Origin of the sequence: Streptomyces niveus (assembly GCF_001723055.1) — a bacterium.
GTDB classification, from domain to species: Bacteria; Actinomycetota; Actinomycetes; order Streptomycetales; family Streptomycetaceae; genus Streptomyces; species Streptomyces niveus.
On sequence record NZ_MDCR01000040.1, the window covers coordinates 103,082 to 128,669 of the forward strand.

The following is a 25,588-nucleotide window of genomic DNA, read 5'->3' on the forward strand; positions in this document are numbered from 1 at the left end:
CCCGGGCCGGCGGCGGCGCGGGAGATCCGGCCCGCGCCGCCCCGGGGGCCGGTCCGCTACGACGGGCTGGTCATCGAGTTCATCGACGAGGACGCAGCCCGCCTCGGCGCGCTGACCAGCGGCCAGGTGGATGTCATCGGCAGTGTCCCGCCGTCCAGGGCGGCCACCGTGGAGGCGACCGACACCATGCGGCTGTGGAAGGTGCAGGCGCCGGGCGCGGCGTACTCGGTGGTGTTCAACACGGAGAACGGCCCGCTCCGCGACGTACGGCTGCGCAAGGCGCTGATGCTCAGTGTCGATCTGAACCAACTCGTGGACGTGGTCTTCTTCAAGCTCTACGCGCGGGCGTGGGGCATGCTGACGCCCGCCACCCCCCACTACTCCCCCGCCGTCGAGGGCAGTTGGCCGGTCGACCGGGCGCGCGCGGCCGAGTTGCTGGACGAGGCCGGGTGGACCGGGCGGGACGGTGAGGGCTATCGCACCAAGGACGGCGAACGGCTCACCCTCTCCTGGCCGTACGCGAGCGGCCTCCAGTCGAAGGCGGACATTCTCGGGCAGGGCATCCAGGCCGAGGCGAAGAAGTCCGGTATTCACCTGCGCTGGTATCCGCTGGACGTCGGCACCTTCATCGAACGCACATCGGCCGGGCGCGGGCTGGACATGTACGGCACCAGCTTCGTCCGCCCCGAACCGGACATTCTACGCTTCTTCCTCGGCTCCCAGGAGACGCTGGCGAACGGCGGCGGCAATGTCTTCCGCCTGAACGACCCGGGTCTGGACCGGCTGTTGGACGGAGCGGCGGCGGAGCAGACACCGCGACGCCGCGCCGATGCCTACGCGCGCGTCCAGCGGCGCGTCATCGACGAGGCACTGGTGATGCCGGTGTACGTGCCCACCTCGCTCGTCGGCGCCTCGGACCGGGTCCGCGGGCTGGCCTTCGACGCGGCGGGCTACCCCCTGTTCAACGGCGCCGAACGGGAGGCACCGTGAGTGGCGTGCTGCGCTGGCTGCTCCGGCGCCTGCTGTCGGCCGCGCTCGTCGTGGCGGGGGCGGCGACGGTGGCGTTCGCCGGGATGGCGCTGACCCCGGGCGACCCGGTACGTACCCTGCTCGGCACCAGCCCCGCCACCCCCGAGGTGGTCGCCGAGGTCCGCGCCGACCTGGGGTACGACCAGCCCCTCGCGGTGCGTTACGCCCGCTTCATCGGCCGGCTCTGCACCGGCGACCTGGGGGACTCCTACCAGCTTCAGGAGCCCGTCGGGCAGGTGCTGGCAGAGCAGTTGGGGCCCACCCTGGAGCTGGCGCTGGCCGGGTTCACGCTGGGGCTGGCCGGGGCGCTGCTGCTGGCGGTGAGTACGGCGGGCAGGCGGCGGCTGCCCGTAAGGGCGGCCTCGCTCTTCGAGCTGACGACGGTGTCCGCGCCGGGTTTCTGGACGGGTGTGCTGCTGCTGGGGCTCTTCTCGTTCCAGCTGCGGTTCTTCCCGGCGGCCGGTGACACGGGCGCGGCCAGTCTGGTGCTGCCCGCGGTGACGATGGCGCTCAGCATCGTCGGCACCTTCTCGCAGGTCCTGCGCGACGCGATGGAGCGGGCGCTCGATCAGCCGTTCGTGCTCAGTGCGCGGGCGCGCGGTACGGGTGAACTGGCCCTGCGCGTACGGCATGTGCTGCGGCACGGACTGCTGCCGCTGACCACGCTGTCCGGCTGGACGATCGGCGCGCTGCTCAGCGGCACCGTGGTGATCGAGACCGTTTTCTCCCGGCCGGGGCTGGGACGGGTGCTCGCCGCCGCCATCACCAGCCGTGACCTGCCCGTGGTGACCGGGGTCGTCGTGATCGCGGCAGCCGCGTTCAGTCTGCTCAACATCCTGGTCGACGTGGTCTACCGGATCATCGACCCTCGTCTGAGGAGCACCCTGCCATGACCGAAGACCTCAGCGGCGCCCGTGTCTACACCGCCGGGCTGCTGCTGCCCGAGCCCGGCCAGGCGGCGGTGCCCGACGGTGCGGTGTTGGTACGGGACGGTGTGATCGCCGCGGCAGGACCCGCCCGGGAGGTGTGCGCGGCGGCGGGCGACGACGTGCTTGTCACCGCCTTCCCCGACTCCGTCCTGCTGCCCGGCCTGATCGACACCCATGTGCACCTGGTCTTCGACGCGAGTCCGGACCCGGTGTCCGCGCTGCACGCCGCCGACGACCGTACGCTGCTGCTCGCGATGGCCGGGCGGGCCGGGCAGTTGCTCGACTCCGGGGTCACCACGGCCCGGGACCTGGGCGACAGGGGCCAGTTGGGCGCCGTACTTCGGGAGGCGGTGGCGGCCCGGGTGGTGCCCGGCCCCCGGCTCCTGACCTCCGGCGCACCGCTGACCGTGACCGGCGGGCACTGTTGGTATCTGGGCGGGCAGGCGGACAGTGAGCAGGAGATACGCCGGGTGGTACGGGCGAATCTCGCGGCGGGTGCCTCCTGGGTGAAGGTGATGGCGTCCGGCGGCACCTTCACACCGGGCGGGCCGCCGCCTTGGAGCAGCCAGTTCAGCCGGTCCGAGCTGGGGGTCGCGGTGGCGGAGGCCCGGCGCTTCGGGAGGCGGGTCGCCGTGCACGCGCACGGCACGCAGGCCGTCGAGGACGCGCTGTCCGTCGGGGTCGACACCCTGGAGCACTGTTCGTTCGCGACCTCCGAGGGCGCGGCGACCGACCCACGGGCGGCGGAGCTGGCGCCCCTGCTGGCCCGGTCCGGGACCGCCGTCTGTCCGACGCTGAGCGGCGCCCTGTACGACACCCGGCAGGGCTCGGCCATGAAGAAGGTCGTGGACCGGGTGCTCGAACTCGTCCTGCGGCTGCACCGGCAGGGCGTCTCCCTCATCGCGGGCACCGACGCGGGCATGCCCGGCTCCCGTTTCGACCGCTTCGGCGAGGGACTGGAATGGTTCGGGCACGCCGGGCTGAGCACGGCCGCCGTGCTGGAGACGGCGACCGTCAACGCGGCGGCGGCGCTCGGCCTCAGTGACCGGACGGGCCGGATCGCGCCCGGCCTGGACGCCGATCTGCTGGTCGTGGACGGCGATCCGTACACCGACCTCTCCGTGCTGCGCCGCCCGCGCTTCGTCGTGGCCCAGGGCCGGCCGCATCTGCCCGCGGGGCGGGTGATCCGATGACGACCGCCCCCGTTCCCACGACCGTCGCCCGGCGGTTTTCCCCCCGGCGGTTTTCCCCCCGGCGGTTCTCCCCCCGGCGGTTCTCCGCGCGCGGCCGGCTGCGGCCCGGACTGGCCATCGCCTGGGGGGTGCTGGCGCTGCTGGTGCTGGCCGCCGTCTGGCCCGAGGCACTGGAGCGGCGACCGCCGGACCATGTCGATGTCGTGCACGCGCTGCGGTCGCCGGACGCCACGTACTGGTTCGGCACCGACCAGTTGGGCCGCGACATCTACAGCCGGGTGGTGCACGGCACCCGGCTCACCCTGCTGCTGGGGGTCGGCTCGGTCGCCCTGGCGCTGGTGCTGGGCACCTTCGTCAGCTCGCTCGCGATCCTGGGCGGCCGGGCCGTGGACAGCCTGGTCATGCGGGTCACGGATGTGCTGCTCGCCTTCCCCGGCATGCTGCTGGCGCTGCTGGTGGTGGCGATCCTGGGCCCGGGTACCGGCAACGCGCTGATCGCCATCGGACTGTCGACCGCACCGGGGTTCGCCCGGCTCGTGCGCGGCGAGGCGCTCGCGGTGCGGGAATCGGGATTCGTCCAGGCCGCTGTGGTGCTGGGGCGGCCGACGGGCGCCGTCCACCGGGACCATCTGCTGCCCAACTCGCTGCCCCCGGTGCTGGTTCTGGCAACGGTCAACATCGGTACGGCGATCATCGCGGGCTCCTCCTTGAGCTTCCTCGGGCTCGGCCCGGAGGCGCCGGCCGCCGAGTGGGGCGCGATGCTCGCGGAGGGCCGCGACTTCCTCGACTCGGCCTGGGCGCTGACCGTCTTCCCCGGGCTCGCGCTCACCTGCTGCGTGATCACACTCAATGTGGTCGGCGCCGATCTGCGCCGCCGCTTCGACGGCAGGAGCCGCGATGGAGACCGCTGAACCACTGCTCGACGTGGCCGGGCTGCGCGTCGTCTTCCCCGGCGCCGACGGCCCGGTGCACGCGGTGGACGGGGTGGACCTGCGGCTGGCGGCCGGCCAATGCCTCGCAGTGGTGGGCGAGTCGGGCTCGGGCAAGAGCGTCACCGCGCGGGCGCTGCTGGGGCTGGCCGGGCCCACCGCGACCGTCACCGCCGACCGGCTGCGCGTGGCCGGACAGGACCTGGTGAACGGCGGCCGACCGGACTGGAGGGCCTTGCGCGGCCGGAGCCTGGGCATGGTCCTCCAGGACGCGATGACCTCGCTCGACCCGCTCCGTACGGTGGGGGCGGAGATCGCGGAACCGCTGCGCAACCAGTGGCACTCCGGACCCCGGCGGCTGCTGCCGGCCGGCCGGGCGGTACGCGAACGGGTGCTGGAGCAGTTGCGTGCCGTACAGGTACCCGAGCCCGGGATCCGGGCTCGGCAGTATCCGCACCAGCTCTCCGGCGGGCTGCGCCAACGTGCCCTGATCGCCGCAGCGTTGGTGTCGGGCCCGCCGGTGCTGCTCGCCGACGAACCGACCACGGCACTCGACGTGACGGTGCAGGCGCGCATCCTCGACCTGCTCGCCGCACAGCGCGCGGCGGGTACGGCGATCCTGCTGATCAGCCACGACCTGGCGGTCGTCGGCTCGCTGGCGGACCGTATCGCGGTGATGTACCGGGGCCGCTTCGTCGAAGAGGGCCCGGCCGCTCAGCTGCTCACCGACCCGGCCCATCCCTACACCCGTACGCTGCTCGACGCCGTCCCTTCCCGCCGGCCGCGCGGGGCACGGCTGTCGCTCCCCGTGGCACGCACGGAGCCTGAGCGCTCCGGCGGATGCGACTTCGCGCACCGCTGCCCGCTCGTCGAGGACGGCTGCCGCACCTCCGAGCCGGCCCGGCACGAGGTGACGGACGGGCACAGCGCGCTCTGCCGCCGGCTCGGGGTGCCACTGCCGCGCCCGGCGGACACCGCCGCCGCCCCCACCCGGCCGGTCAGCTCCGGAACACCGCTGCTTGAGGCGAAGGGGCTCACCAAGTCCTTTCCGGGGCCGGGGCATTCGCGACGGACCGTGGTGCGGGACGTGTCCTTCTCGCTGTACGCCAGGGAGACACTCGCCGTCGTCGGCGAGTCCGGCTCGGGCAAGACGACCACGGCGCAGCTCGCGCTGGGCCTGCTGGAGCCGGACGCGGGCTGGGTGCGGCTGCGGGGCGAGCCGTGGTCGGGGGTGCCCGAGCGGACAAGGCGGGCGGCGCGGCGGCGGCTCCAGCATGTGCAGCAGGATCCGCTCAGCTCCTTCGATCCGCGCTACACCGTGGAGCGAGTCGTGGCCGAGGCGTTCGGCACCCCCGACCGTGGCACGGTCCGCCGCCAACTGCCTCGGATCGGGGAGCTGTTGGAGTCGGTGGGGCTGGATCCGGCCCTGCGTACCCGGCGGCCGGGCGAGTTGTCCGGCGGACAGCGGCAGCGGGTGGCGATCGCCCGCGCCCTGGCGACCGACCCCGAACTCCTGGTCTGCGACGAGCCGGTGTCGGCGCTGGACGTCTCGGTGCAGGGCCAGATCCTCGACCTCTTCCGCGACGTGCAGCAACGCACGGGCGTGGCCCTGCTGTTCATCTCGCACGACCTCGGTGTGGTGGGACACGTCGCCGACCGAGTGCTGGTCATGCGGGAGGGTGAGCTGGTGGAGTCGGGCCGGGTGGACGACGTGTTCGGCAGCCCGGCCCATCCGTACACGCGCTCCCTGCTCTCCGCGTTGCCCCGGCTGCCCGAGCCGGAGCCGGAGGGCCCGCGGACGGCACCACCGAGAGGTGCGCACGCCCGGTGAGTGCCCGCTGAAGCGAGACATGCTCCCGGGTGACCGGCCGCCGGGGCGGGCCGGTCACCCGCAGCCGGGCGTTGGCCCGGCTTTAGCGGCGGCTGCCACCGTGGTGAGGGCACTGCTTCGCACCGATCCGACGAGCACGCGGGAGCGCTGTTGCACACCACATTCGACCTTCCCCACAACACCGCCCAACTCGCCGAAGTCCTCGGCGACTTCGCCGCCCTGGTGAATCTGGCCGCCGACGATCCGGGCGCCGCCGCCCTCGTCCATGAGGGGCTGGTCGAGCACGTCTCGCTCGACTATCGCGAGGTGGACCCGCCCGGCCGCAGCCTCGGCGACTGGGACACCTACGAGAGCGTCATCGAAACGGCCGAGGGGGAGCACGTCGCGACGCTGCACGGCACCGGCCGCATCCTGTACGAGCGGTCCCGGGACGGGCACATGATGATGTACTACCGCGAGAAGCTGACCTTCCCCGACGGTACGGCGGAAACGGCCGGGTGGCTGGACGGTACGGCGATCATCGGCGGGGCGTGGCAGCGTTTCCCGGTGATCGGCACCGGCGGCGCCCAGTCGGGCAGGCTGGGCATCCGCTCCTTCCGGCCCACACCGCAAGCGCCGCACGCCCGTTACGACTCCAACCTGCTTCTGACGGACACCAAGCGCCTGGACGGCGCGGTCGACTCCCCCGAGGCCCTGGACCGGCTGCTCGCACTGCTGGGCTCGCTCATCTGCCCCGCCGTGAACCCGGAGACCGACTCGGGTCACCTGGAGCCACCCGCGCGGTCGGCCTTCGCCCGCGACTGAGGCGGGCTCCGCGCACCGGCTCACCCGGGGGCGGCACAAGCGTGCTGTCTGTCTTGGACGATCCCCCGCGTCGCCCAAGACAGACAGCCCTCTCCCTCGCCTCACCAGGCCCGACGGGGCCGGTCGCGGGGACGTGCCGAGTATACTGGCTAGGAGCCAGTCAACGCAGGAGTCCAGCATGGTCCCCCGAAGCGCATCGGTCAATGAAGAACTTCGTCGGCGTTCTCGCGAACGGCTTCTGCAGGCGACCGTGGACCTGGTCGACGAGCGCGGTTTCGACGGGACGACCCTGGCCGACATCGCCGACCGGGCGGGCGCGGCACGCGGACTGGTCTCGTACTACTTCCCCGGCAAGCGCCCCATGTTCCAGTCGGCCGTGCACCGGCTGATGCACCGCACGCTTCAGGCGGCCCTGGAGCGTGAGCCGCGTACCGACGACGGGCGGGAGCTGCTCGCGCGCGCGATCGACGCCGTCCTCGGTCTCACGGTCGACCATCCGGTGGTGATGCGCGCGCACATGGCGGGCATTCTCCAGGCCGAGGGCTTCGTGCAGTGCGCCGAGCAGCAGCGGCTCGCCGAGCTGCTGCGCGAGACGATGGTGCGGTACGGGTCGGACGACGTGGACAGCGACTATCCGCTGCTGCGCGCGCTGATGATGGGCGCGGTGTTCGCGATTCTGCTGCCGGGGGCGGGGATGCCGCTGACGAGCCTGCGGGACGAGCTGTTCCAGCGGTTCGGCCTGGACACCTCGTACGCCGTTCCGCCGGGCGGGGAGCCCGCCCGGCGGAACGCGTCATGACGTGATGCCCTCACGCTCCTGCCGGTCCGGCCGGCCACCGAAGTGACCGGCCGCGCACGTCAGTTGCGGAAGTCCTCGAAGTAGTCCGGCTGCGTCTGGACGTTGAGCTCGTCCATCTTCACCCGCTTCGCCTCGTTGGTCCGGGGGTCGTCGAGCTTGATGACGTCCAGGCCCTTGGCGATGTCGTTCGAGTAGATGTAGCCGTTGTAGTAGTACGCCGACCACGGACCGGCCGTGGTGACCTGGTCGAGGGTGACCGGGCCACGCTCGAAGTAGCCGATCTCCTTGGGCTTCGAGGAGTTGGTGAAGTCCCAGACCGAGATGCCGCCCTGGTACCAGGCCTGGACCATGATGTCCTTGCCCTTGACCGGGATCAGCGAGCCGTTGTGCGCCACGCACACCTCGGCGTCCGCCTGCGGACGGTCGATCTTGAAGTAGCTCTTGAACTCCAGCTTCCGCTTGTCGCCCTTGCCGACGATGTCGTAGATGCCGTCGGCGCCGCGCTTGGGGCCGATCTCCTCGTTGCAGGTCGCCGCGCCGCCGCCGCCGAGCTCGTCGGTGAAGACGACCTTGTTGGCCTTCTGGTTGAAGGTCGCGGAGTGCCAGAAGGCGAAGTTGACGTTGTCCTGGACGCGGTCGATGATCCTCGGCGCCTCCGGGTCCTTGATGTCGAACAGGATGCCGTCACCCATGCACGCGCCGGCGGCGACGTCCTTGGAGGGCAGCACCGTGATGTCGTGGCAGCCGCTGGTCGCCGAGACGCCCGGGTTGGTGGGCGCGCCGGGGTTGCCGCCGTCCGGGAACAGCACCGGGAAGTCGACGATCTTCGACTGCTCGGGCGCCTTGCGGGGCACCTTGATGATGCTGATGCCGTCGTGCGGCGGCTGGCAGTCCGGGAACGCGGTGCTGGGCGAGTACGAGGAGACGTACACGTACACGTTCTTACGGTCGGGCACGAGCGTGTGCGTGTGCGAACCGCACGCGGTCTCGACAGCGGCGACGTACTCCGGGTTGCGCTTGTCGCTGATGTCGAAGATCTTCATGCCCTCCCAGGAGGACTTCTCCGTCGCCGGCTGCGAGACGCTGGAGCAGGAGTTGTCGCTGCGCGAGGCGTCCGTCGACAGGAAGAGCAGGTCTCCCGAGACGGATATGTCGTTCTGACCGCCGGGGCACAGGACCTGCGCGACGGTCTTCGGCTTCGACGGCTTGCTGATGTCGAAGATCCGGAAACCGTCATAGTTGCCCGAGAAGGCGTACTTGCCCTGGAAGGCAATGTCCGAGTTGGTCCCCTTCAGGTGCTCCTTGGGGACGTTCGCGACGTGCGACATGTTGTCGCTGTGGATGATCTCGTCGATGCCGGGTATCTCGTTGTTCTCGATGGCCTTCCGGGCCTCGGCCTGCTGGCTCTTGGAGGTCTCCTCCTTGGCCGGCTTGGTACCGGGGTCCGGTGTGGCGACCGCCGGTCCGGCGGCCAGCAGTGTGGCGAAGAGCCCGGCGGCAGCGGCTGCTGCCACGCCCAGACGTCTACGCCGCACGCGGGTGTTGTGCAACGAAGTCACTGCGTCCTCCCTTGTATCCGTTCCCAGTTGAACGGCTTACGGACCTCGGCAGTATCGTCCTTCACATGTACATCTCAACAGATGGCAACCTAGATGTAATGAAAGTTTTTGATCACTCGTGTCCGGAAGCGTGTTAGGAAAGGGCCTAACAACGTGCCCGATACACGTCAAGTACCTCAGGAGGTCACCGTGTTGATCCGGACCAGGAGTCCACGTGCCCTCCGGCCGGCGGTGGCGGCTGCCGCCCTGGCCGCTCTACTCGCCCTGGGAGCCTGCGACTCGGGCGACGACGAGCAGAAGAGCGAGACCAGGAGCGGCGCCACGGGGCAGATCGTCGCCCCCGGCAAACCGGGTGAGAAGTCCAGGACGCTCTCCCCGGAGGAGGCGGCGAAGGAGATACCGGACAACACCCCCAACTCCTCCGACTTCGGCTACGCGACGATGATGATCCAGCACCACAGCCAGGCGCTGGTGATGACCGAACTCGCCCCCGACCGCGCCGGGTCCAGCCAGATCAAGCGGCTCGCCGAGCGCATCGCCGCGTCGCAGAAGCCGGAGATCGGCGCGATGGAGGGCTGGCTGAAGATCAACGGCGGCGAGGAGAAGGCGAAGAAGGAGGGCGGCCACGACCACGGCTCGATGGACATGCCTGGCATGGCCACCGAAGCCCAGCTGGCGAAGCTGCGCGCCGCCAAGGGCAAGGCGTTCGACGACCTCTTCATCAACCTCATGGTCACGCACCACCAGGGCGCCGTCACGATGGCGACCGAGGCGCTGTCGGGCGGCAACAACGTCCAACTCGAAGAGATGGCCAGCGACGTGATCGCGCAGCAGACGTCCGAGATCAACCGGATGCGTTCGCTGTAGCGCGCGTCGGGGCCTCTTGCACGAGGGCAGGCCCCGGAGGCTCAGCGGCGGCGGTGACGGGGCGTCAGATAGCCCCCGTCGCGGGCGCTCGCGATGAGCCCGAGCGACTTGCGGCGCCCGTACCCCGTCGCGCACATCACCGCGAGGACCGGGTCCTGGCCCAGCTGCTGCGCCCTGCGGTACGTCGCCGCCACGCCGCGCCGGTCCGCGTGGTCGGACGACGCGGGGTCGACGGCGCGGTGCCGGCCGGCGGGCGGGGGCTCGTCCGCCAGCAGGTGTGCGGCCGGGTCGGCGGCATCGGCCGACTCGGTGGGCCGGCCCTCGTACTCGTACCCCTCGCCCTCCTCCGTGACGGCCACCGCCACGTCCGCCCCCATACCCTCCATGTCCTGCGCGTCCTGCGTGCTGTGCGGAACGGGCGCCGCCGTGTCGTCCTCGGTGACCGGCCCCAGCTCCACGTGGTGCTGTCCCGCCACCGCCCGGCAGGCGTACGCGAGCGGCGCCTCGATCCAGGCACCCAGCTCGGTCAGGTCATCCAGCGGCAGCGGCGGATCGGCCTGCGCGTCCTCGACAGCGATCACGCCGTCCCGCAGCACGGCGAGTACGTCGACACGCGCCCCGTCGGCGAACGTCAGCCGGATGTCCACCCAGGGCGGCACCAGCTCCCCCGGTGACAGCTCGCACCGGCCGCCCGGCGGCGAATCGCAGGTGACCGTGCCATACCCCTGCACCTCCCACCGGGGCCAGACAGGTGCCGTGGGCTCAGCGGCGGAAGTCATCTCAAGTTCTGACACATTCACCACTTAATCAGGCAATTCTTCCCCGCCGCCGTGGCACACCCGCCATCCCCGCGCATCGCACTCGGTCAGCGCACTGCCGTACCCCCACGCGCGCCGTCTCCCGCGCCGTCTCCCGTGAGCCGACGGTGTCGCGCACTCCACGGCCCCCCGCCCCGGTGCGATGCTGGAAGCCTCCTGCCGGAAGGAGTACGCCGTGCTGCGCATCGCCGTCGTCGGATCGGGTCCCAGCGGGGTCTACACCGCCCAGGCGCTCGTCGGGCAGCCGCTGGTCCCCGGCGTCCTGGTGGATGTCCTGGACCGGCTCCCCTGCCCGTACGGACTGGTGCGCTACGGCGTCGCGCCCGACCACGAGAAGATCAAGTCCCTCCAGAACACGCTGCGTTCGGTGCTGGAGCACGACCGGGTCCGGTTCCTCGGCAACGTGGAGATCGGCGCGCACGGCCTCACGCCCGAGCGGCTGCTGGGGCTCTACCACGCGGTCGTGTACTGCGTCGGCGCCGCCCGGGACCGCCGGCTCGGCATCCCCGGCGAAGACCTGGCGGGCAGCCACTCGGCGACCGACTTCGTCTCCTGGTACAGCGCGCACCCCGACGCCGCGCCCGCCGGCTTCGGGCTCGGCGCGCGCTCGGTGGTGGTGATCGGCGTGGGCAACGTCGCCGTCGACGTGGCGCGCGTCCTGGCGCGTGGCGCGGAGGACCTGCGGCCGACGGACGTACCGCACCCGGCGCTCGGCGCGCTGGCCGGCAGCGCGGTCCGGGACGTGCACATGGTCGGCAGGCGTGGTCCCTCGCAGGCGAAGTTCACCACCAAGGAGCTGCGTGAACTGGGCGCGCTGCCCTCGGCGGAGGTACGGGTGGAGCCCGCCGACCTGGCGCTCGACCCGGCGTACGCCTCTGATCCGGGAACGGTACGGCCCCCGGCGGCCGGTGCGCCGGAGCCGCTCGCCGCTGTTAACAGACGCAACGTCGACGTCGTACGCGGCTGGGCCGCGCTGCCCGACCGGGGCCGGGAGCGCCGTATCCATCTGCGGTTCTTCCTGCGTCCGGTGGAACTGCTCGGGGCCGAGGGACGGGTCACGGCCGTACGGTTCGAACGCACCGCGCCCGACGAGCGCGGCGGCGTGCGGGGCACCGGGACGTACGAGGAGATCGAGGCGGGACTCGTCCTGCGGGCGGTCGGGTACCGGGGAGTGCCGATCGAGGGGCTGCCCTTCGACGGGACGACGGGCACGGTGCCGCATCTGGCGGGGCGGGTGCTGCGGCACGGGGTGGCGTCGCCCGGCGAGTACGTGGCGGGCTGGATCAAGCGCGGCCCGACAGGGGTGATCGGCACCAATCGCGCCTGCGCGAAGGAGACGGTCGTCTCGCTCGTCGCGGACGCGCCGTCACTGTCGGCACGCCGGATCACGGCGGACCCGATCGACGCGCTGCGGGCGGCCGGGCACCGGCCGGTGGAATGGCCGGGCTGGCTGGCGATCGAGGACGCGGAGGCGGCGCTGGGCGCGTCGCTGGGACGGCGGTCGGTGAAGATCCCGGACTGGGAGGGCCTGCTGACGGCGGCGCGCGGTGAGCGCGGGCCGTCGCGTCCGTAGGGCGTGCCCCGGGGGCGCGCGCCGGGCGGATCGGACCCGATCCGAACACCGGATCACCGAGTGCTAGAATTGGTCGTCGTTCAAGCCTTCCCGCCTACGGATTCCGATCCGCCGGGGAGGCTTTTTCGCGTGCCCGGACCCGGTTCGTACCCCCGGCCCGGTCGCCCTCCTGAACGGCTCGCCCGTCCCGTCACGCAGAGGAGATCCATGTCCGACACGAGTACGCGCCCCGCGACGGCCGCCGGCACCTGGCAGCTCGGGGATCTGACCGTCAACCGCGTGGGGTTCGGCGCGATGCGGCTGACCGGCGGCACCCCGTTCGGTCCCGGCGGCGCGTCGAGCGACCGGGAGAGATCCGTCGCCGTGCTCCGGCGCGCCGTCGAACTCGGTGTGAACCACATCGACACGGCCGCGTTCTACTTCTCCCCCACGCGCTCCGCCAACGAGTTGATCAACCGGGCGCTCGCGCCGTACTCGGACGACCTGGTCATCGCCACCAAGGTCTGGCCGGCCAGGGACCCCTCGGGCGCGTGGTGGTGGGCCGAGCCCGAGCAGTTGCGCGGTCAGGTCGAGGAGAACCTGCGTCAGCTCGGCCGTGACCATCTCGACGTGGTGAACCTGCGCCTGCCGCGCAGCTGGACGACCGGCCCGGTCGCGGAGCACTTCGGAGCACTGGCCGAGCTGCGCGAGGCCGGGCTCATCCGGCATCTCGGCGTCTCCAACGTGACGTCCGCGCAGCTGGCGGAGGCCCGGACCATCGCGCCCGTCGTCTGCGTGCAGAACGCGTACAGCGTCGACGCGCCGGGCTCGGAGCAGGAGTTGCTCCGCGAGTGCGGTGAACTCGGCATCGCCTTCGTGCCGTTCTTCGCGATCGCCGGCGGGCAGCGCGAGGAAGGCGCGAGTGCCGCCGTGGACGAGGCGGTGCTCGCCGTGGCCCGGGCGCACGGCGCGTCGCCCGCGCAGATCCGGCTGGCGTGGACGCTGGAGCAGGGCCCGCACGTCCTGGCCATCCCTGGTACGGGCAATCCGGACCACCTCGCCGAGAACGTGGCGGCCGGCGCGATCCGCCTCTCCGGCGAGGAGATCGCGCGCCTGGGATCGGTCCGTCCGGCCGACGGGTAGCGGCACCGGCACCGGGCTCGGGCCGATTCGTTGATCGCGACGTCCCGCGGCGCATTAGAGTGACGCCCCGTGGCACGTGAACTCAAAGAAATCGTCGAGTCCGGATGGGCCGACGCCCTCGCCCCGGTGGCCCAGCGCATCACCGGGATGGGCGACTTCCTCCGCGCGGAGATCGCCGCCGGACGCACCTATCTCCCCGCGGGTCCGAATGTGCTGCGCGCCTTTCAGCAGCCGTTCGAGGACGTGCGGGTCCTGATCGTCGGTCAGGACCCGTACCCCACCCCGGGGCACGCGGTGGGCCTGAGCTTCTCCGTCGCGCCCGAGGTGCGGCCGGTGCCGGGCAGTCTGGACAACATCTTCCGGGAGATGCACGCGGACATCGGCGCGCCCCGGCCGTCCAACGGGGATCTGACGCCCTGGACGCGGCAGGGGGTGCTCCTGCTGAACAGGGCCCTGACCACCGCGCCACGTAAACCGGCCGCGCACCGGGGCAAGGGCTGGGAAGAGGTCACCGAGCAGGCCATCCGGGCACTGGTCGCGCGGAACAAGCCGCTGGTGTCGATCCTGTGGGGGCGTGACGCGCGCAATCTGCGTCCGCTGCTCGGTCAGTTGCCGGCGATCGAGTCGGCGCACCCCTCCCCGATGTCGGCGGACCGGGGCTTCTTCGGCTCGCGTCCGTTCAGCCGTGCCAACGAACTCCTCGTCCAGCAGGGCGCGCAGCCCGTCGACTGGCCGCTGCCGTGAGCCGGGTGCTCGGCGTCGACTCGGGCGGGTCCGGTCTGCGGATCGCGCTCGGGTCGACGGACGGCACGTCGGCGGACGGTGACGGGGCGGTCGTTACGCTCGGCACCGCCGTGTCCACCGAGCCGGTCCGCACCGGCCCTTCGGGCATCGATCCGGACCATTTGCTGGAGCAGTTGCTGCCCGCCGTCCGGACGCTGCTCGCGCGCGCGGACGGCTCCGAGGCGCCGGTGGCCCTCGCGATCGGCGCCGCCGGGATGGCGACGCTCGGCGACGGGCTCCGCGCCGAACTGCCCGCCGCGCTGGAAAGCGCCCTGGGGGTACGGCGGTTGGCGCTGGCCGCCGACGCGGTCACCGCGTACGCGGGGGCGCTCGGCCAGCGTCCGGGCGCCGTCGTGGCCGCCGGTACGGGAATGATCGCGCTCGGTACCGATCTGACGGACTGGCAGCGCGCGGACGGCTGGGGGCATCTGCTCGGCGACTGCGGCGGCGGTGCCTGGATCGGCCGGGCGGGGCTGGAGTCGGCGATGCGCGCGTACGACGGGCGGCGTGGCGGCTCGGCCGCACTTCTGTCCCGGATGGAAGCCGTGTTCGGTCCGGCGTCGGGGATGCCTGGGGCCGTCTATCCGCGTACGGACCGGCCCGCCGTGCTCGCCTCGTTCGCGCCCGAGGTGGCCCGCTGCGCGGCGCACGACCCGGTCGCCGCGGGCATCGTCGAGGAGGCGGCGCGGTACATCGCGGACGCGGCCGTCGCGGTGTGTCCGCAGGCCGAGGGGGCTGAAGTCGCCCTGACGGGTGGGCTGTTCAAGATGGGCGACCCGCTGCTCGTACCACTGCGCGCGGAGTTGGCCGAGCGGCTGCCGCACGCCAGGACGGTGTCGGCGCAGGGCGATCCGCTCGCGGGGGCGCTGCGGATCGCCGGTGCGCTCGCGACCGGTTCGCTGCGACTTCCGTGCGACGGGCGGCTGTTGTCCGTTCCGACAGAGCGGGACGAATAAACAGTAAGCAGCATTTCGAAAAAATATGGACAGATGACGCGCGACCGGCCCCTCCCCGAACAGTCGACCCCACAAAACCAGTAGCATTCGGCGCCATGAGCTCCCCCACTGGGCCGGCACCCGGCCTGCCTGTACGAATGCCCCGACCTCGACAGTCGGGGCGGCACCGCCGACCCGAACCCGTGGCGGCGCCCGAGGGCGCGCCCACGCTTGTGCTGGCCATGCCCGGCGCCCCGAGCGCCGAGGTGCGCAACCTCGGTGAGGAGGTCGTCAGCATCGCGCGTTCCGAGCTGCCGGGCCTCGACGCCCGGATCGGCTATCTGGACGGCGACGACGACGAGTACCCCGCGCTGGGCACGGTCCTGGCCCACACCGCCGAGCAGCGTGTCGAGCGCTACGAGCTCGCCAAGGCCGCGGGCCGTGAGGTCAGCGAGCCCGACGGCATCTCGGCCGTTGTCGTGCCGCTGCTCGCGGGTCCCGACAACTCCCTGGTCAGGCGGATACGTCAGGCCGTTGTCGACAGCAAGGCCGTGGCGGAGATGACCGAGGTCCTCGGTCCGCACCCGCTGCTCGCCGAGGCGCTGCACGTGCGTCTGTCGGAGGCCGGGCTCGCCCGCGCCGACCGCGCGAGGCTCTTCACGGTGGCCACGGCCGCCGACGGCATCATCCTCGCCACGGTGGGCGGCGAGGAGGCCGTGCAGGCCGCGGGAATCACCGGGATGCTGCTGGCCGCGCGCCTCGCCGTACCGGTGATGGCGGCGGCGCTCGACGACGAGGGCGCGGTCGCGGCCATCGCCGAGCAGCTGCGCGAGTCCGGCTCGACGCAACTGGCTCTCGCCCCGTACCTGATCGGGCCCGAGCTGCCCGAGGGGCTGCTCGACATCGCGCTCAAGGAGGCGGAGTGCGCCGCTTCCGAGGCGCTGGGCGCCTACCCGGCGGTGGGCAAGCTGGTGCTGTCGCAGTACACGAGCGCGCTGGGCATCTCGGCGCAGACGCAGGCGCCGGCGCACTGATCCGCCCGGCGCGCTGATCCACGGGGCCGGCGCGGTTGCCGGTACCGGTACGCCTTCGATCGCCGGGCGGTCCGTTCTCCCGGACCGCCCGGCGATCGGCGTTCGACGCGGCGGCGGCGCGCCGTGTCAGCCGAAGATCACGCAGGAGGCGGCGGGCGCCTCGAACGAGCCGGCGCGGGACGGGATTCCGGTCGCCGGATCGATGTCGAACCAGGTCACGTCGCCGGAGTGCTCGTTGGCCGCGTAGAGCCTGCGGCCCGCCGGGTCCAGCGTGAGGTCGCGCGGCCAGCGTCCGCCGCAGTCCACGGTGGTGACCAGTACAGCCTTCTCGCGCGTCTCGTCGAGCGTCAGGACGGCGATGCTGTCGTGTCCGCGCACGGCGGCCCACAGATGCCTGCCGTCGTGCGAGACGACGATCTCCGAGGCGTAACTCGCCACTTCGACGCCGTCCGGGAGGACGGGCGCCTCGCCGACCGGCTCAAGGGCGCCCTTCTCGGCGTCCCAGCGGCAGACCGTGAGGGTCGCCTCCAGCTCGTTGAGTACGTACGCGTGGGTGCCCGCCGGGTGGAAGACGAGATGGCGCGGTCCCGTGCCGGGGCGCAGCGCGGTCTCGGCGTGCGGGGTGATGTCGCCGGTCCCGGGGTCGACGACGCTCGTCCAGACCGAGTCGGTGCCCAGGTCGACGGCGAGCAGCCACTTTCCGCTCGGGTCGGGCAGCACCTGATGGGCGTGCGGGCCTTCCTGCCGTTCGGCGTCGGGTCCGGTGCCCTCGTGCTGCCGGATCCCGGCGGCGGCGCCGAGGGTGCCGTCCGCGTGCACGGGCAGCACGGTCACGCTGCCGGAGCCGTAGTTGGCGGTCACCAAGTGCCCGGCGGCGAGGGCGAGATGGGTCGGCCCCGAGCCGCAGACCGGCACCGGCTCGCCCGCCAGGCGCGGCGCCGACGTGCCGCCCGAGGCGCGGGGTGTGACCTCGAACGCGGCAGCCGCCCCTTCCTCGCCCTCGGAGACGGCGTAGAGCATCGAGCCGTCGGCCGAGAGGGCCAGGTAGGAGGGGTCGGCGAGGGCGTCGGTCGCGCCCAGTTCCGTCAGTGCGCCGGTGTCCGCGTCCACGGTGGTGGCGATGACGCCGCGGCCTCCCGCCGAGGTGAACGACCCGATGTAGGCCCGCCCGTCGCTCCTGGCCTCGCCGCCGCCGTCGCTCCTGTCGCCCACTGTCTGTCCCCTTGTCGCTCGTTCGATCGCTCCGGCCGACGGTAGCAGGGGGTCTAGACCAGCCCACCGCGTCGGGTGCTGCCGCCTGAACTACCCAGTCCCGCGGCCGGTTCACCCTTTCGGTAGAGCCGGAAGCACTTCTCGTCTCAGAGGGCGTGCGCAGGGAGCGCGACACCGGTGAGACGCTCGGACTCCGCCCACAGACGGGAGTTGACCGCGGCGTCCTGCGCCCTGCGGGTCGTACGCGCGGGGGCCGTGGGGCCGACGAGGCCGAAGCGTCCGCCGGGGCCGTAGTAGTCGGCGGGGCCCGCGTCGGGGCTGGTCGCGGCGTACAGCAGTGGTTCGGTGCCCTGCTCGACGCCCTGCGAGGGCAGGATGTCGATCTTCGTGAACAGGCGGGTGAGGGTCATCCTGCCGGTGCCGAGACTCGCTCCGGCCGTCTGGAGGTTGGTACGGGTGTAGCCCGGGTGCGCGCCGGTGCTCAGCAGGGGCCAGCCGCGCTCGGCCGCGATACGCGCGAGTTCCCGGGTGAGGATGAGGTCGGCGAGCTTGGACTGCGCGTAGGAGCGGTTGGCGCTGTAGCGCCGGCGCTGCCACTGGAGGTCGGCGAAGTCGATCCGGCCGTAGTTGGCCACACCGCTGCTCATGGTGGCCACGCGCGGGGACGGGGCGGCGAGCAGCAGCGGCAGGAGCCGTACGGTCAGGGCGAACGGGCCGAGGAAGTTGCTGCCCATCTGGAGCTCGAATCCGTCGTGGGTCTCCAGCCGGGAGGGCGGGGCCATCACTCCGGCGTTGTTGACCAGCAGGTCGAGCGGGGTGCCGTCGGCGACGAGCCCGTCGGCGAACTCTTCGACGGACGCCAGGTCGGCCAGGTCGACACGGCGTACGTCGAGCTGGGCGTGCGGGTGGCGGGCCAGGATCTCGTCGCGGGCCCGCTCGCCCTTGGCGACCGTACGGACGGCCATGACGACGTGCGCGCCGGCGTCGGCGAGACGGCGGGCGGCTTCCTTGCCCGTGCCGCTGTTGGCGCCGGTGACGACGGCGTACTTACCGGTCTGATCAGGGACGTTGTACATGACGGCTCCTTCGGGGGCGGTCGGGGCGGCGGCGCGGCGGCGTTAGAAGACCGCCGGTCTCTTCCCTTTCGAAGTTAGCAGACCGCCGGTCCGATAACAACAGACCGCAGGTCTGTAGAATCGTTCCATGGCACACACCTTCCAGCGCGCCCGCAGCGAGGAGCAGCGCGCCCAGCGCCGACAGGCGATCCTCGACACGACGGCGGCGATGCTGGCCGAGATGCCGGTGTCGCAGGTGAGCCTCAACGAGCTGAGCCGGCGGGTCGGGCTGGCGAAGTCGAACGTCCTTCGCTACTTCGAGTCCCGTGAGGCCGTACTCCTCGAACTGCTCGACGTCGCGAGCCAGGAGTGGCTGGAGCATCTGGAGAGCGCGCTCCCCTCGGGCGTGGACCCCGGCGCCCCGCTCCCGGACCGCGGTGACCAGGTGGTCGCCGTACTCGCGGCGTCGCTGGCGGAGCGCCCCGTGCTGTGCGACCTCACCAGCGCGCAGGCGGCGGTCCTGGAGCGCAACGTCTCACCGGCCGTCGCGGCGCAGTACAAACACAGCGCGATCGTGAACGTCGGCGCGCTGGCCGCTCTGACACGCGTCCGGGTGCCGGAGCTGACGGAGGGGGACGCGACGCGGTTCGCGGCCGTCTGCGTCATGACGACGGGGGCGGTCTGGACGCACGCCCAGCCGTCGGCCGCGATGCTCGCGGTGTACGACTCCGACCCGGCTCTCGCGGCGATGCGGATCGATTTCGCGGCGACGCTGCGGGAGGTGCTGGAGGTCGTGCTCTCGGGGCTGCTGGCGCGGGCGGCACGCTGACGCGCGCGTCGCAGCGGCCCGCGCGACCCGGCTCGGGCGTCACGGCTCGGGCGTCACGGCTCGGGCGTCACGGCTCGGGCGTCACGCCGGGAACGGGCCCGACGATCCGATCTCGTACTGCGTGATCTCCATGCTCAGCATGACCGGGGACGGCTGTGACTCCCGCGCCGTACGGGCCAGATGGGCGGCCAGATGCTCCCGTGACTCCCACCGCTCGTACACGTTGACCCGTCCGGGCTCGACGGGGTCGGCGGCCACCACGTAGTCGAGACAGCCGGGCTCGGCCCGTGCCCGCCGCTGCGCGGCCTCGAAACCCGCGAGGAAGGCCGCGCGGTCCTCGGGATCGACGTAACCCTTGCCCGCGACGATCAGCATGCCGGGCCTCCGTGGTGTTCGGGGGTGCTGGGTGAGCCGTGCCTGGACCCGTTTGATTCTTCCGCGTGGCGGGCCGACGGCGTTCGGCGGGGCCGCCGTCGGGGGTGCGGAGCGGTCGTACGGAACCATCGAGTGGCCCGGCTCGTCATTGCGGGTTGGGAGGCGACACATGACCGACGCAGGACAGTCACCCGAGGTCACGGCCGAGGCGCGGGAGCTTCACGAGCGCGGGGTGGAGGCGCTGCGCGAGGGGAGAGCGCTGGACGCCGAGGACCTGTTCCGGGAGGCGTACGAGGCGGGCCACGCGGGCGCGGCGAACGATCTCGGCAACAGCCTGGCGACCTGGCGGGATCTCGACGGGGCGCGGGAGTGGTGGCGGCGCGCGGCCGACGCCGGAATCACCGAGGCCGCGTTCAACCTCGCTCTCGACGCGGAGGAGGAAGGCGACGACCCGGAGGAGGCCGAGCGCTGGTACCGGCGGGCGGCCGCGGACGAGCACCGGGACGCGCTGCTCAATCTCGGGAAGCTGCTGGAGGGCCAGGACGAGGACGAGTCGATGAGCCTGTATCTGCGGGCCTCGGAGCTGGGGTCGGACAAGGCCGCGTTCAACATCGGCCTGTTGTACGACAACAGAGGCGAACTGACGGCCGCAGAGCCCTGGTACAGCCGGGCGGCGGAGCGCGGCAACCCGTCCGGCGCGTTCAACCTGGGGCATGTACGGCTGGATCTCGGGAATGTGGACGGGGCCCTGGAGGCGTGGCGGCACGCGGCCGATCTCCAGCACCGGAACGCGGCGCACAGTGTGGGAATCATCCTCGCGCGGGGCGGTGACGAGGACGGTGCGGCCGAGTGGTTCCGCCGGGCGGCGCGGGAGTTCGCCGATCCGCGGGGGGCCAAGAGGCTCGCCACGTACTACGAGGCCCGGGGCGACGCCGCCGAGGCGGCCCGGTGGACGTCCCTGGCCGAGCGGCTGTCGGCGCCGCCCGTCGAGGTGGTCGGGATGAGCTGGCGCCCGGAGGCCTGACCCGGGACGGCAGGGCGGGCGCCTCATCGGGGCGGATGGCCGACCGGGGCGCCCGGCGCGACCCCGTGCCCGGTCGGCGGGGCACCCTCGCGCGAGTGACCGGCGCGGTTGGCATGCTGGGGGCATGAGCACCGCGCGTACGCCTTCCGCCGCCTCCGGCCCCTTCGTCGTCTTCGATCTCGACGGCACCCTCGTGGACAGCGAGCCGAACTACTACGAAGCCGGGCGGCGACTGCTCGCCCGGCACGGTGTGCCCGACTTCAGCTGGGAGCATCACACCCGGTACATCGGCATCAGTACCCGCGAGACGCTGGAGGGGCTGAGCGCGGAGTACGGGATCGGGGCGCCGGTCGACGAGCTGCTCGTCCTGAAGGACCGGCTCTATCTGGAGCTGGCGCGGGCCTCGACCGAGGTCTTTCCGGAGATGCGCAAGTTCGTGGAGCTGCTGTACGCGCAGGGGGTGCCGATGGCGGTGGCGTCCGGCTCGTCGCGCGCCGCCATCGAGGCCGTCCTCGGCGCCACGGGGCTGGACCGGTACGTCACCCTCTACGTCTCCGCGGAGGAGGTCCCGCACGGCAAGCCCGAGCCGGATGTCTTCCTGGAGGCCGCGCGGCGGCTCGGCGCCGACCCGGCGGACTGTGTGGTGCTGGAGGACGCGGCGCCGGGCGTGCTGGCGGCGCGGGCGGCCGGGATGCGGTGCGTCGCCGTGCCGTACGTGGCGGGGACGGCCGGCGATCCGGCGTTCCGCGGGGCGGAGCTGCTGTTCGCCCGCGGCCAGGACGAGTTCACGGCGCGGGCGGCCTACGCCTGGCTGACCGGGACGGAGCACGGGCGGGAGTAGCCGCCGGGGTGCGTGGGAGGGCCGGGAACGCCACCGTGATGTCCAGCCCGCCTTCGGGGCCTGGTGCGGCGGTCAGCTCCGCGCCGTGCGCGGTGGCGATCGCCTCCACGATGGACAGGCCGAGACCCAGACCGTCCGGGCCGCCGGCCCGGGACTCGTGGCGCTGGAAGGGCTGGAGAAGCGTCTCGACACGGTCGGCCGGGATGACCGGCCCGCTGTTGACCACGCGCAGCACCGGCCGTCCGCGCTCCGCGCCTGTACGCACGCGCACCCACGCGCCCGCGTCGCCGGCGTTGTTGTGGCGCAGCGCGTTGTCCACGAGGTTGGTGACCATCCGTTCCACCAGCCGGGGATCTCCCGACGTCCAGGCCGGCGCGAGTGAGCGCTCGACGCGCGCTCCGCCGGGCGGCGCGGCGCGCAGCGCGTCGGCGACGACCGGGGCGAGATCGGTCGGGCGCCGTCGCTCCAGTCCGCGCTGGCTGCGGGCCAGCGTGAGCAGTGCCTCGATGAGGCGTTCCTGCTGCTCCCCCGCCGCCAGCACCCGCTCGCACACGGCGCGCAGCGAGCGGGCGTCCGCCGCCGGGTTGGACAACGCGACCTCGATCAGAGCGCGTTGGAGGGTGAGCGGGGTGCGCAGCTCGTGCGAGGCGTTGGCGACGAAGCGCTTCTGCGCGTCGAAGGCGCAGTCGAGCCGGGCGAGCAGACTGTCGAACGTGTCGCCGAGGTCCTTGAGTTCGTCGGCGGGGCCGGTGACGGCGAGCCGTTCGTGCAGGTTGCGTTCGGAGATACGGCGGGCCTTGTCTGTCATGGTCCGCACGGGGCGCAGGACGCGGCCGGCCGTCAGCCAGCCGAGCGCGACCGAGACGGTGGACATCAGCGCGAGTGCCACGCCGGACTGGACGAGCAACTGGTGCAGTGTCGCCTCTCGTTGCCGGTTGGCCTGCTCCCTCATCGAGTGGCGCGCCGCCTCTCCGTCCGGGGCGGGCATACCTTCGACGCCGTGGCCGATGACGAAGACGCGGGGCCTGGACCCGTTCACGACGAGGAAGTACGTGATGGTGAGGAGCGCGGCCCCCGACACGAGGAACAGCGCGCCGTAGAGGAGCGTGAGGCGCAGCCGGGCCGTCCACCGTATGCGGCGGAACAGCCGCGCCGGGCCGGAAAGTTGACGGGGGCTCGGGAACCGGCGCCGGCGTGGCATGCGGCGGGCCCGCTCAGATGCGGTAGCCGGCATGCGGCACCGTCTCGATCACCGGCGGCTCCCCCAGTTTGCGGCGCAGCCTGCTCACCGTGACCTTGACCGTGTTGGTGAACGGGTCGGCCGCCTGGTCCCAGGCGCGTTCCAGGAGCTGTTCGGCGGAGACCACGCCGCCCTGGGCGGCCAACAGCAGTTCCAGTACGGCGAGTTCCTTGGGCGACAGTTCGAGGCGGCGCCCCCCGCGCCGCGCGATGCGCCGGGTCGAGTCCAGCGAGAGATCGCCGTGGGTGAGGACGGGCGGTACGGCCGGCTGGGCACGGCGCGCCAACGCCCGTACCCGCGCTATCAGTTCGGCGAAGGCGAACGGCTTCGGCAGATAGTCGTCGGCGCCGATGCCCAGTCCGTCGACCCGGTCCTCGATGGTGGCCGACGCGGTCAGCATCAGTACGCGGGAGCGGACACCGCCCGCCACCAGGGCGCGGCAGACGTCGTCGCCGTGGAGTCCGGGCAGGTCGCGGTCGAGGACGACGACGTCATACTCGTACACCGCCGTCATGTCGAGGGCCGCCGGTCCGTCGTGGGCGAGATCGACGGCCATGCCGTCCTGCCGCAGGCCGGCGCCCACGGTCTCGGCCAGCTCCCGGTGGTCCTCCACGATCAGTACGCGCATGTCACACAGCATGCAGGAGCAGGGGTTACAGCGACATAACAGCGTGCGTTCCCGCCGTGTAACCAACGGGTCGGTAGATGTTGGGCCATGACCCACTCGTACCGGCGCGGAAGCGCCCGCATCCTTGTCTTCGTCCCGCTCCTGCTCGCGGGAGCACTTCTGTCGGGCTGCTCCGACGACGGCTCGTCGTCCGCCGACGGCTCGGCCGGCTCCGGGGGCGGGCCGGACGCGTCCCCCACCAGCATGGAGGAGAGAGGGCTCGCCTACTCGGAATGCATGCGTGAGAACGGGGTGCCGAAGTTCCCGGACCCCAGTGAGGGCGGTGGCATCAAGGTCGGCCCCGACAGCGGTGTGGACCCGGAGTCGCCGGAGTTCCAGACGGCGCAGGAGGCCTGTGTCGATCTGTCCCCGCAGGGCATGGGCGGGGGCGGGGGCACCCTCGACTCCACCAAGGTCGCCGCGTGGGCCGAGTGCATCAGGAAGAACGGCATGCCCGACTTCCCCGACCCGAAGATCAACGGCGGTTCGATGGAGCTGAATCTCCCCGCCGACGCGAGCCGGGACGATGCCGAGCTCCAGCAGGCCATGGACAGTTGCCGCGACAAGTTCCCCGGGGGCGGCATCATGATGAAGCGGGGCGGCGGCTCGTGACCTCCTCCCCCCAGCCGGCCGACGGCACCTGGTCCGACCCCGTCGCCGAGCCGACCGAAACAACCGCAGGCAGCTCTCAGGACGACGGCTCTCCGGATGACGGCGGCGGCGACGGTCGTCGGCGCCGGCCGCTGCGTGCCTCGCTCATCACCCTGGCCGCGCTGACGGTCGTCGCCGCCGGGGGCGTCGGCGCGACGGGTGTGCTCGGTGGCGACGGCGGCGAGTCCGCCGAGGCCGCCCCCTCGCGCCCCACGAAGTCGGCGACGGTGGAGAAGACCACGCTCACCCGGAGCGAGACCGTGGACGGCGCGCTCGGGTACGGGGAGGCGACGACCGTACAGGCGCCCGCCACCGGCGGATCAGGTGAATCGCGCACGAGTACTGCCGCCCAGGGCGGCGACACCGGCACCGTGACCTGGCTGCCGGACGTGGGCGACGAGATCGAGCGCGGCGAGAGCGTCTACAGCGCCGACGAGCGGAAGGTGGTCCTGCTGTACGGGTCCACCCCGCTGTACCGCTCGCTCGGCGTCGGCTCCGAGGGCAAGGACGTCACGATGCTGGAGCGCAATCTGGCGGCGCTCGGCCACACCGGCTTCACGGTCGACGCGGAGTACACCGAGTCCACCGCCGACGCCGTCCGGGCCTGGCAGGAGGACCTCGGCCGGGAGGAGACCGGCGAAGTCGCGCCCGACGACGCGGTGGTGGCGTCCGGTGCGCGGCGTGTCGCCGAGGTCGAGTCCGCGCGGGGCGCCGCCCTCAGCGGCGACGTCCTCACCTGGACCGGCACGGAACGGGTGGTCACCGTCGATCTGGAGGTGCGGCACGAAGGTCTCGTCAAGGACGGTACGAAGGCCACGGTGGCGCTCCCCGACGGGACCGTCGTCGACGCGAAGGTGACCGACATCGGCGCCGCGGCCACCGCCGCGCCCTCCGAGGGCGGCGAGGAAACGAGCGCCGAGGACGCCACGCTGCCGGTCGAACTGACCGTCAAGGACCAGAAGAGGCTGGGGCGTTACCAGGCCGCGCCGGTCGATGTGATGCTGACCGCCGAGCGTCGCGCCGACGTACTCGCCGTGCCCGTCAACGCGCTGATCGCCCGTCAGGGCGGCGGCTACGCCGTGCAGGTGATCACCGACGACGGCGTCGAGAACCGCCCCGTGGAGCTGGGCCTGTTCGCGGACGGTCTGGTCGAGGTGTCCGGCACGGGCATCGCCGAGGGCCTGCGCGTGGGGGTGCCCCAGTGACCCCGTCCTGGCCTGTCGTCGAGCTGACGGGTGTCTCGAAGACGTACGGCACGGTCGCCGCGCTCGCGGACACCGAACTCACCATCGAACGGGGTGAGTTGCTGGGCATCGTCGGCCCGTCCGGCTCCGGCAAGTCCACCCTGCTGAACATCATGGGCACGCTCGCCCGACCGACGGCGGGCTCGGTGCGGATCGACGGGCACCCGGTGGCCGAGCTGTCCGATCGCGAACTGTCCGCGCTGCGTGCCCAGTCCATCGGCTTCGTCTTCCAGTCCTTCCATCTG

Annotated in this window: 26 protein-coding genes; 19 read left to right on the top strand and 7 right to left on the bottom strand. The window is 72.3% G+C overall.

Annotation, left to right across the window (positions count from 1 at the left end; all coding sequences use genetic code 11):
- The first annotated feature begins 24 nt into the window (after window positions 1-24).
- The 7 genes from BHU15_RS06430 (at window position 25) to BHU15_RS06460 (ending at window position 7,514) form a co-directional block, all read left to right on the top strand.
- Window positions 25-990 (top strand): ABC transporter substrate-binding protein, encoded by a 966-nt coding sequence (locus tag BHU15_RS06430; protein WP_079127947.1) that lies wholly within the window; start codon window positions 25-27, stop codon window positions 988-990.
- Window positions 987-1,922: an ABC transporter permease gene (locus BHU15_RS06435; RefSeq protein ID WP_069626272.1), complete on the top strand. Its 936-nt coding sequence runs from the start codon at window positions 987-989 to the stop codon at window positions 1,920-1,922. Before BHU15_RS06430 ends, BHU15_RS06435 begins: the two co-directional genes overlap by 4 nt.
- Window positions 1,919-3,151, top strand: coding sequence for an amidohydrolase family protein (locus tag BHU15_RS06440; protein ID WP_069626273.1), 1,233 nt, complete (start codon window positions 1,919-1,921; stop codon window positions 3,149-3,151). The genes BHU15_RS06435 and BHU15_RS06440 overlap by 4 nt, the downstream gene beginning before the upstream one ends.
- Entirely contained in the window at window positions 3,148-4,062 is a 915-nt protein-coding gene (locus BHU15_RS06445) for an ABC transporter permease (RefSeq protein WP_079127948.1), read from the top strand. The genes BHU15_RS06440 and BHU15_RS06445 overlap by 4 nt, the downstream gene beginning before the upstream one ends.
- The gene (locus BHU15_RS06450) at window positions 4,049-5,911 is read left to right on the top strand and encodes an ABC transporter ATP-binding protein (protein WP_107422796.1); all 1,863 of its coding nucleotides are present in this window, start codon (window positions 4,049-4,051) and stop codon (window positions 5,909-5,911) included. Before BHU15_RS06445 ends, BHU15_RS06450 begins: the two co-directional genes overlap by 14 nt.
- A 150-nt stretch (window positions 5,912-6,061) precedes the next feature.
- Window positions 6,062-6,715, top strand: a complete 654-nt coding sequence (locus tag BHU15_RS06455) for an allene oxide cyclase barrel-like domain-containing protein (protein WP_069626275.1) — start codon at window positions 6,062-6,064, stop codon at window positions 6,713-6,715.
- A gap of 178 nt (window positions 6,716-6,893) precedes the next feature.
- The gene (locus BHU15_RS06460) at window positions 6,894-7,514 is read left to right on the top strand and encodes a TetR/AcrR family transcriptional regulator (RefSeq protein ID WP_069626276.1); all 621 of its coding nucleotides are present in this window, start codon (window positions 6,894-6,896) and stop codon (window positions 7,512-7,514) included.
- Between the two features lie 59 nt (window positions 7,515-7,573).
- Here BHU15_RS06460 and BHU15_RS06465 read toward each other — a convergent pair whose 3' ends face one another.
- Window positions 7,574-9,073, bottom strand: coding sequence for an LVIVD repeat-containing protein (locus BHU15_RS06465; RefSeq protein ID WP_069626277.1), 1,500 nt, complete (start codon window positions 9,071-9,073; stop codon window positions 7,574-7,576).
- Window positions 9,074-9,304: 231 nt separating this feature from the next.
- On the opposite strand from BHU15_RS06465, the gene BHU15_RS06470 reads away from it, so the two are divergent.
- Entirely contained in the window at window positions 9,305-9,940 is a 636-nt protein-coding gene (locus tag BHU15_RS06470; RefSeq protein ID WP_255293039.1) for a DUF305 domain-containing protein, read from the top strand.
- 41 nt (window positions 9,941-9,981) lie between these two features.
- On the opposite strand, the gene BHU15_RS06475 is transcribed toward BHU15_RS06470, so the two are convergent.
- Window positions 9,982-10,719, bottom strand: a complete 738-nt coding sequence (locus tag BHU15_RS06475) for a DUF6214 family protein (protein ID WP_247748665.1) — start codon at window positions 10,717-10,719, stop codon at window positions 9,982-9,984.
- A 214-nt stretch (window positions 10,720-10,933) separates the two neighbouring features.
- Between BHU15_RS06475 and BHU15_RS06480 the strand changes: the two genes are divergently transcribed.
- The 5 genes from BHU15_RS06480 (at window position 10,934) to BHU15_RS06500 (ending at window position 16,205) form a co-directional block, all read left to right on the top strand.
- Entirely contained in the window at window positions 10,934-12,331 is a 1,398-nt protein-coding gene (locus BHU15_RS06480) for an FAD-dependent oxidoreductase (protein WP_069626304.1), read from the top strand.
- A gap of 207 nt (window positions 12,332-12,538) precedes the next feature.
- Window positions 12,539-13,453 (top strand): aldo/keto reductase, encoded by a 915-nt coding sequence (locus BHU15_RS06485; RefSeq protein WP_069626279.1) that lies wholly within the window; start codon window positions 12,539-12,541, stop codon window positions 13,451-13,453.
- Window positions 13,454-13,522: 69 nt separating this feature from the next.
- Window positions 13,523-14,197, top strand: coding sequence for a uracil-DNA glycosylase (locus tag BHU15_RS06490; RefSeq protein ID WP_069626280.1), 675 nt, complete (start codon window positions 13,523-13,525; stop codon window positions 14,195-14,197).
- Window positions 14,194-15,192: an N-acetylglucosamine kinase gene (locus BHU15_RS06495; protein ID WP_255293040.1), complete on the top strand. Its 999-nt coding sequence runs from the start codon at window positions 14,194-14,196 to the stop codon at window positions 15,190-15,192. Before BHU15_RS06490 ends, BHU15_RS06495 begins: the two co-directional genes overlap by 4 nt.
- Window positions 15,193-15,287: 95 nt before the next feature.
- Window positions 15,288-16,205, top strand: a complete 918-nt coding sequence (locus BHU15_RS06500; RefSeq protein WP_079127949.1) for a sirohydrochlorin chelatase — start codon at window positions 15,288-15,290, stop codon at window positions 16,203-16,205.
- Between the two features lie 126 nt (window positions 16,206-16,331).
- On the opposite strand, the gene BHU15_RS06505 is transcribed toward BHU15_RS06500, so the two are convergent.
- Window positions 16,332-17,417, bottom strand: a complete 1,086-nt coding sequence (locus BHU15_RS06505) for a lactonase family protein (protein WP_069626283.1) — start codon at window positions 17,415-17,417, stop codon at window positions 16,332-16,334.
- 146 nt (window positions 17,418-17,563) lie between these two features.
- Complete coding sequence (locus BHU15_RS06510; RefSeq protein ID WP_069626284.1) at window positions 17,564-18,493, bottom strand: SDR family oxidoreductase; 930 nt, start codon at window positions 18,491-18,493, stop codon at window positions 17,564-17,566.
- A 127-nt stretch (window positions 18,494-18,620) separates the two neighbouring features.
- Between BHU15_RS06510 and BHU15_RS06515 the strand changes: the two genes are divergently transcribed.
- Window positions 18,621-19,301: a TetR/AcrR family transcriptional regulator gene (locus BHU15_RS06515; RefSeq protein WP_069626285.1), complete on the top strand. Its 681-nt coding sequence runs from the start codon at window positions 18,621-18,623 to the stop codon at window positions 19,299-19,301.
- 81 nt (window positions 19,302-19,382) lie between these two features.
- Here BHU15_RS06515 and BHU15_RS06520 read toward each other — a convergent pair whose 3' ends face one another.
- Window positions 19,383-19,676 (bottom strand): putative quinol monooxygenase, encoded by a 294-nt coding sequence (locus tag BHU15_RS06520; protein ID WP_023543404.1) that lies wholly within the window; start codon window positions 19,674-19,676, stop codon window positions 19,383-19,385.
- A 169-nt stretch (window positions 19,677-19,845) separates the two neighbouring features.
- Here BHU15_RS06520 and BHU15_RS06525 point away from each other — a divergent pair, with 169 nt between their 5' ends.
- Window positions 19,846-20,700 carry a tetratricopeptide repeat protein gene (locus tag BHU15_RS06525; protein ID WP_023543403.1) on the top strand — a complete coding sequence of 285 codons (855 nt, stop codon included), beginning with the start codon at window positions 19,846-19,848 and terminating at the stop codon, window positions 20,698-20,700.
- Window positions 20,701-20,824: 124 nt separating this feature from the next.
- Entirely contained in the window at window positions 20,825-21,541 is a 717-nt protein-coding gene (locus BHU15_RS06530; RefSeq protein WP_069626286.1) for an HAD family hydrolase, read from the top strand.
- Here BHU15_RS06530 and BHU15_RS06535 read toward each other — a convergent pair.
- Both BHU15_RS06535 and BHU15_RS06540 read right to left on the bottom strand, forming a co-directional pair.
- Window positions 21,486-22,742: a sensor histidine kinase gene (locus tag BHU15_RS06535; RefSeq protein ID WP_255293041.1), complete on the bottom strand. Its 1,257-nt coding sequence runs from the start codon at window positions 22,740-22,742 to the stop codon at window positions 21,486-21,488. The genes BHU15_RS06530 and BHU15_RS06535 overlap by 56 nt on opposite strands.
- Before the next feature lie 13 nt (window positions 22,743-22,755).
- Entirely contained in the window at window positions 22,756-23,409 is a 654-nt protein-coding gene (locus BHU15_RS06540; RefSeq protein WP_069626305.1) for a response regulator transcription factor, read from the bottom strand.
- 87 nt (window positions 23,410-23,496) lie between these two features.
- Here BHU15_RS06540 and BHU15_RS06545 point away from each other — a divergent pair, with 87 nt between their 5' ends.
- From BHU15_RS06545 to BHU15_RS06555, 3 genes are all read left to right on the top strand, one after another.
- Window positions 23,497-24,060 carry a hypothetical protein gene (locus tag BHU15_RS06545; protein ID WP_069626288.1) on the top strand — a complete coding sequence of 188 codons (564 nt, stop codon included), beginning with the start codon at window positions 23,497-23,499 and terminating at the stop codon, window positions 24,058-24,060.
- The gene (locus BHU15_RS06550) at window positions 24,057-25,304 is read left to right on the top strand and encodes a peptidoglycan-binding protein (RefSeq protein WP_079127950.1); all 1,248 of its coding nucleotides are present in this window, start codon (window positions 24,057-24,059) and stop codon (window positions 25,302-25,304) included. The genes BHU15_RS06545 and BHU15_RS06550 overlap by 4 nt, the downstream gene beginning before the upstream one ends.
- Window positions 25,301-25,588 (top strand): ATP-binding cassette domain-containing protein (locus BHU15_RS06555; RefSeq protein WP_141726779.1); only part of this gene is annotated, 288 nt, incomplete at its 3' end. The genes BHU15_RS06550 and BHU15_RS06555, both read left to right, overlap by 4 nt.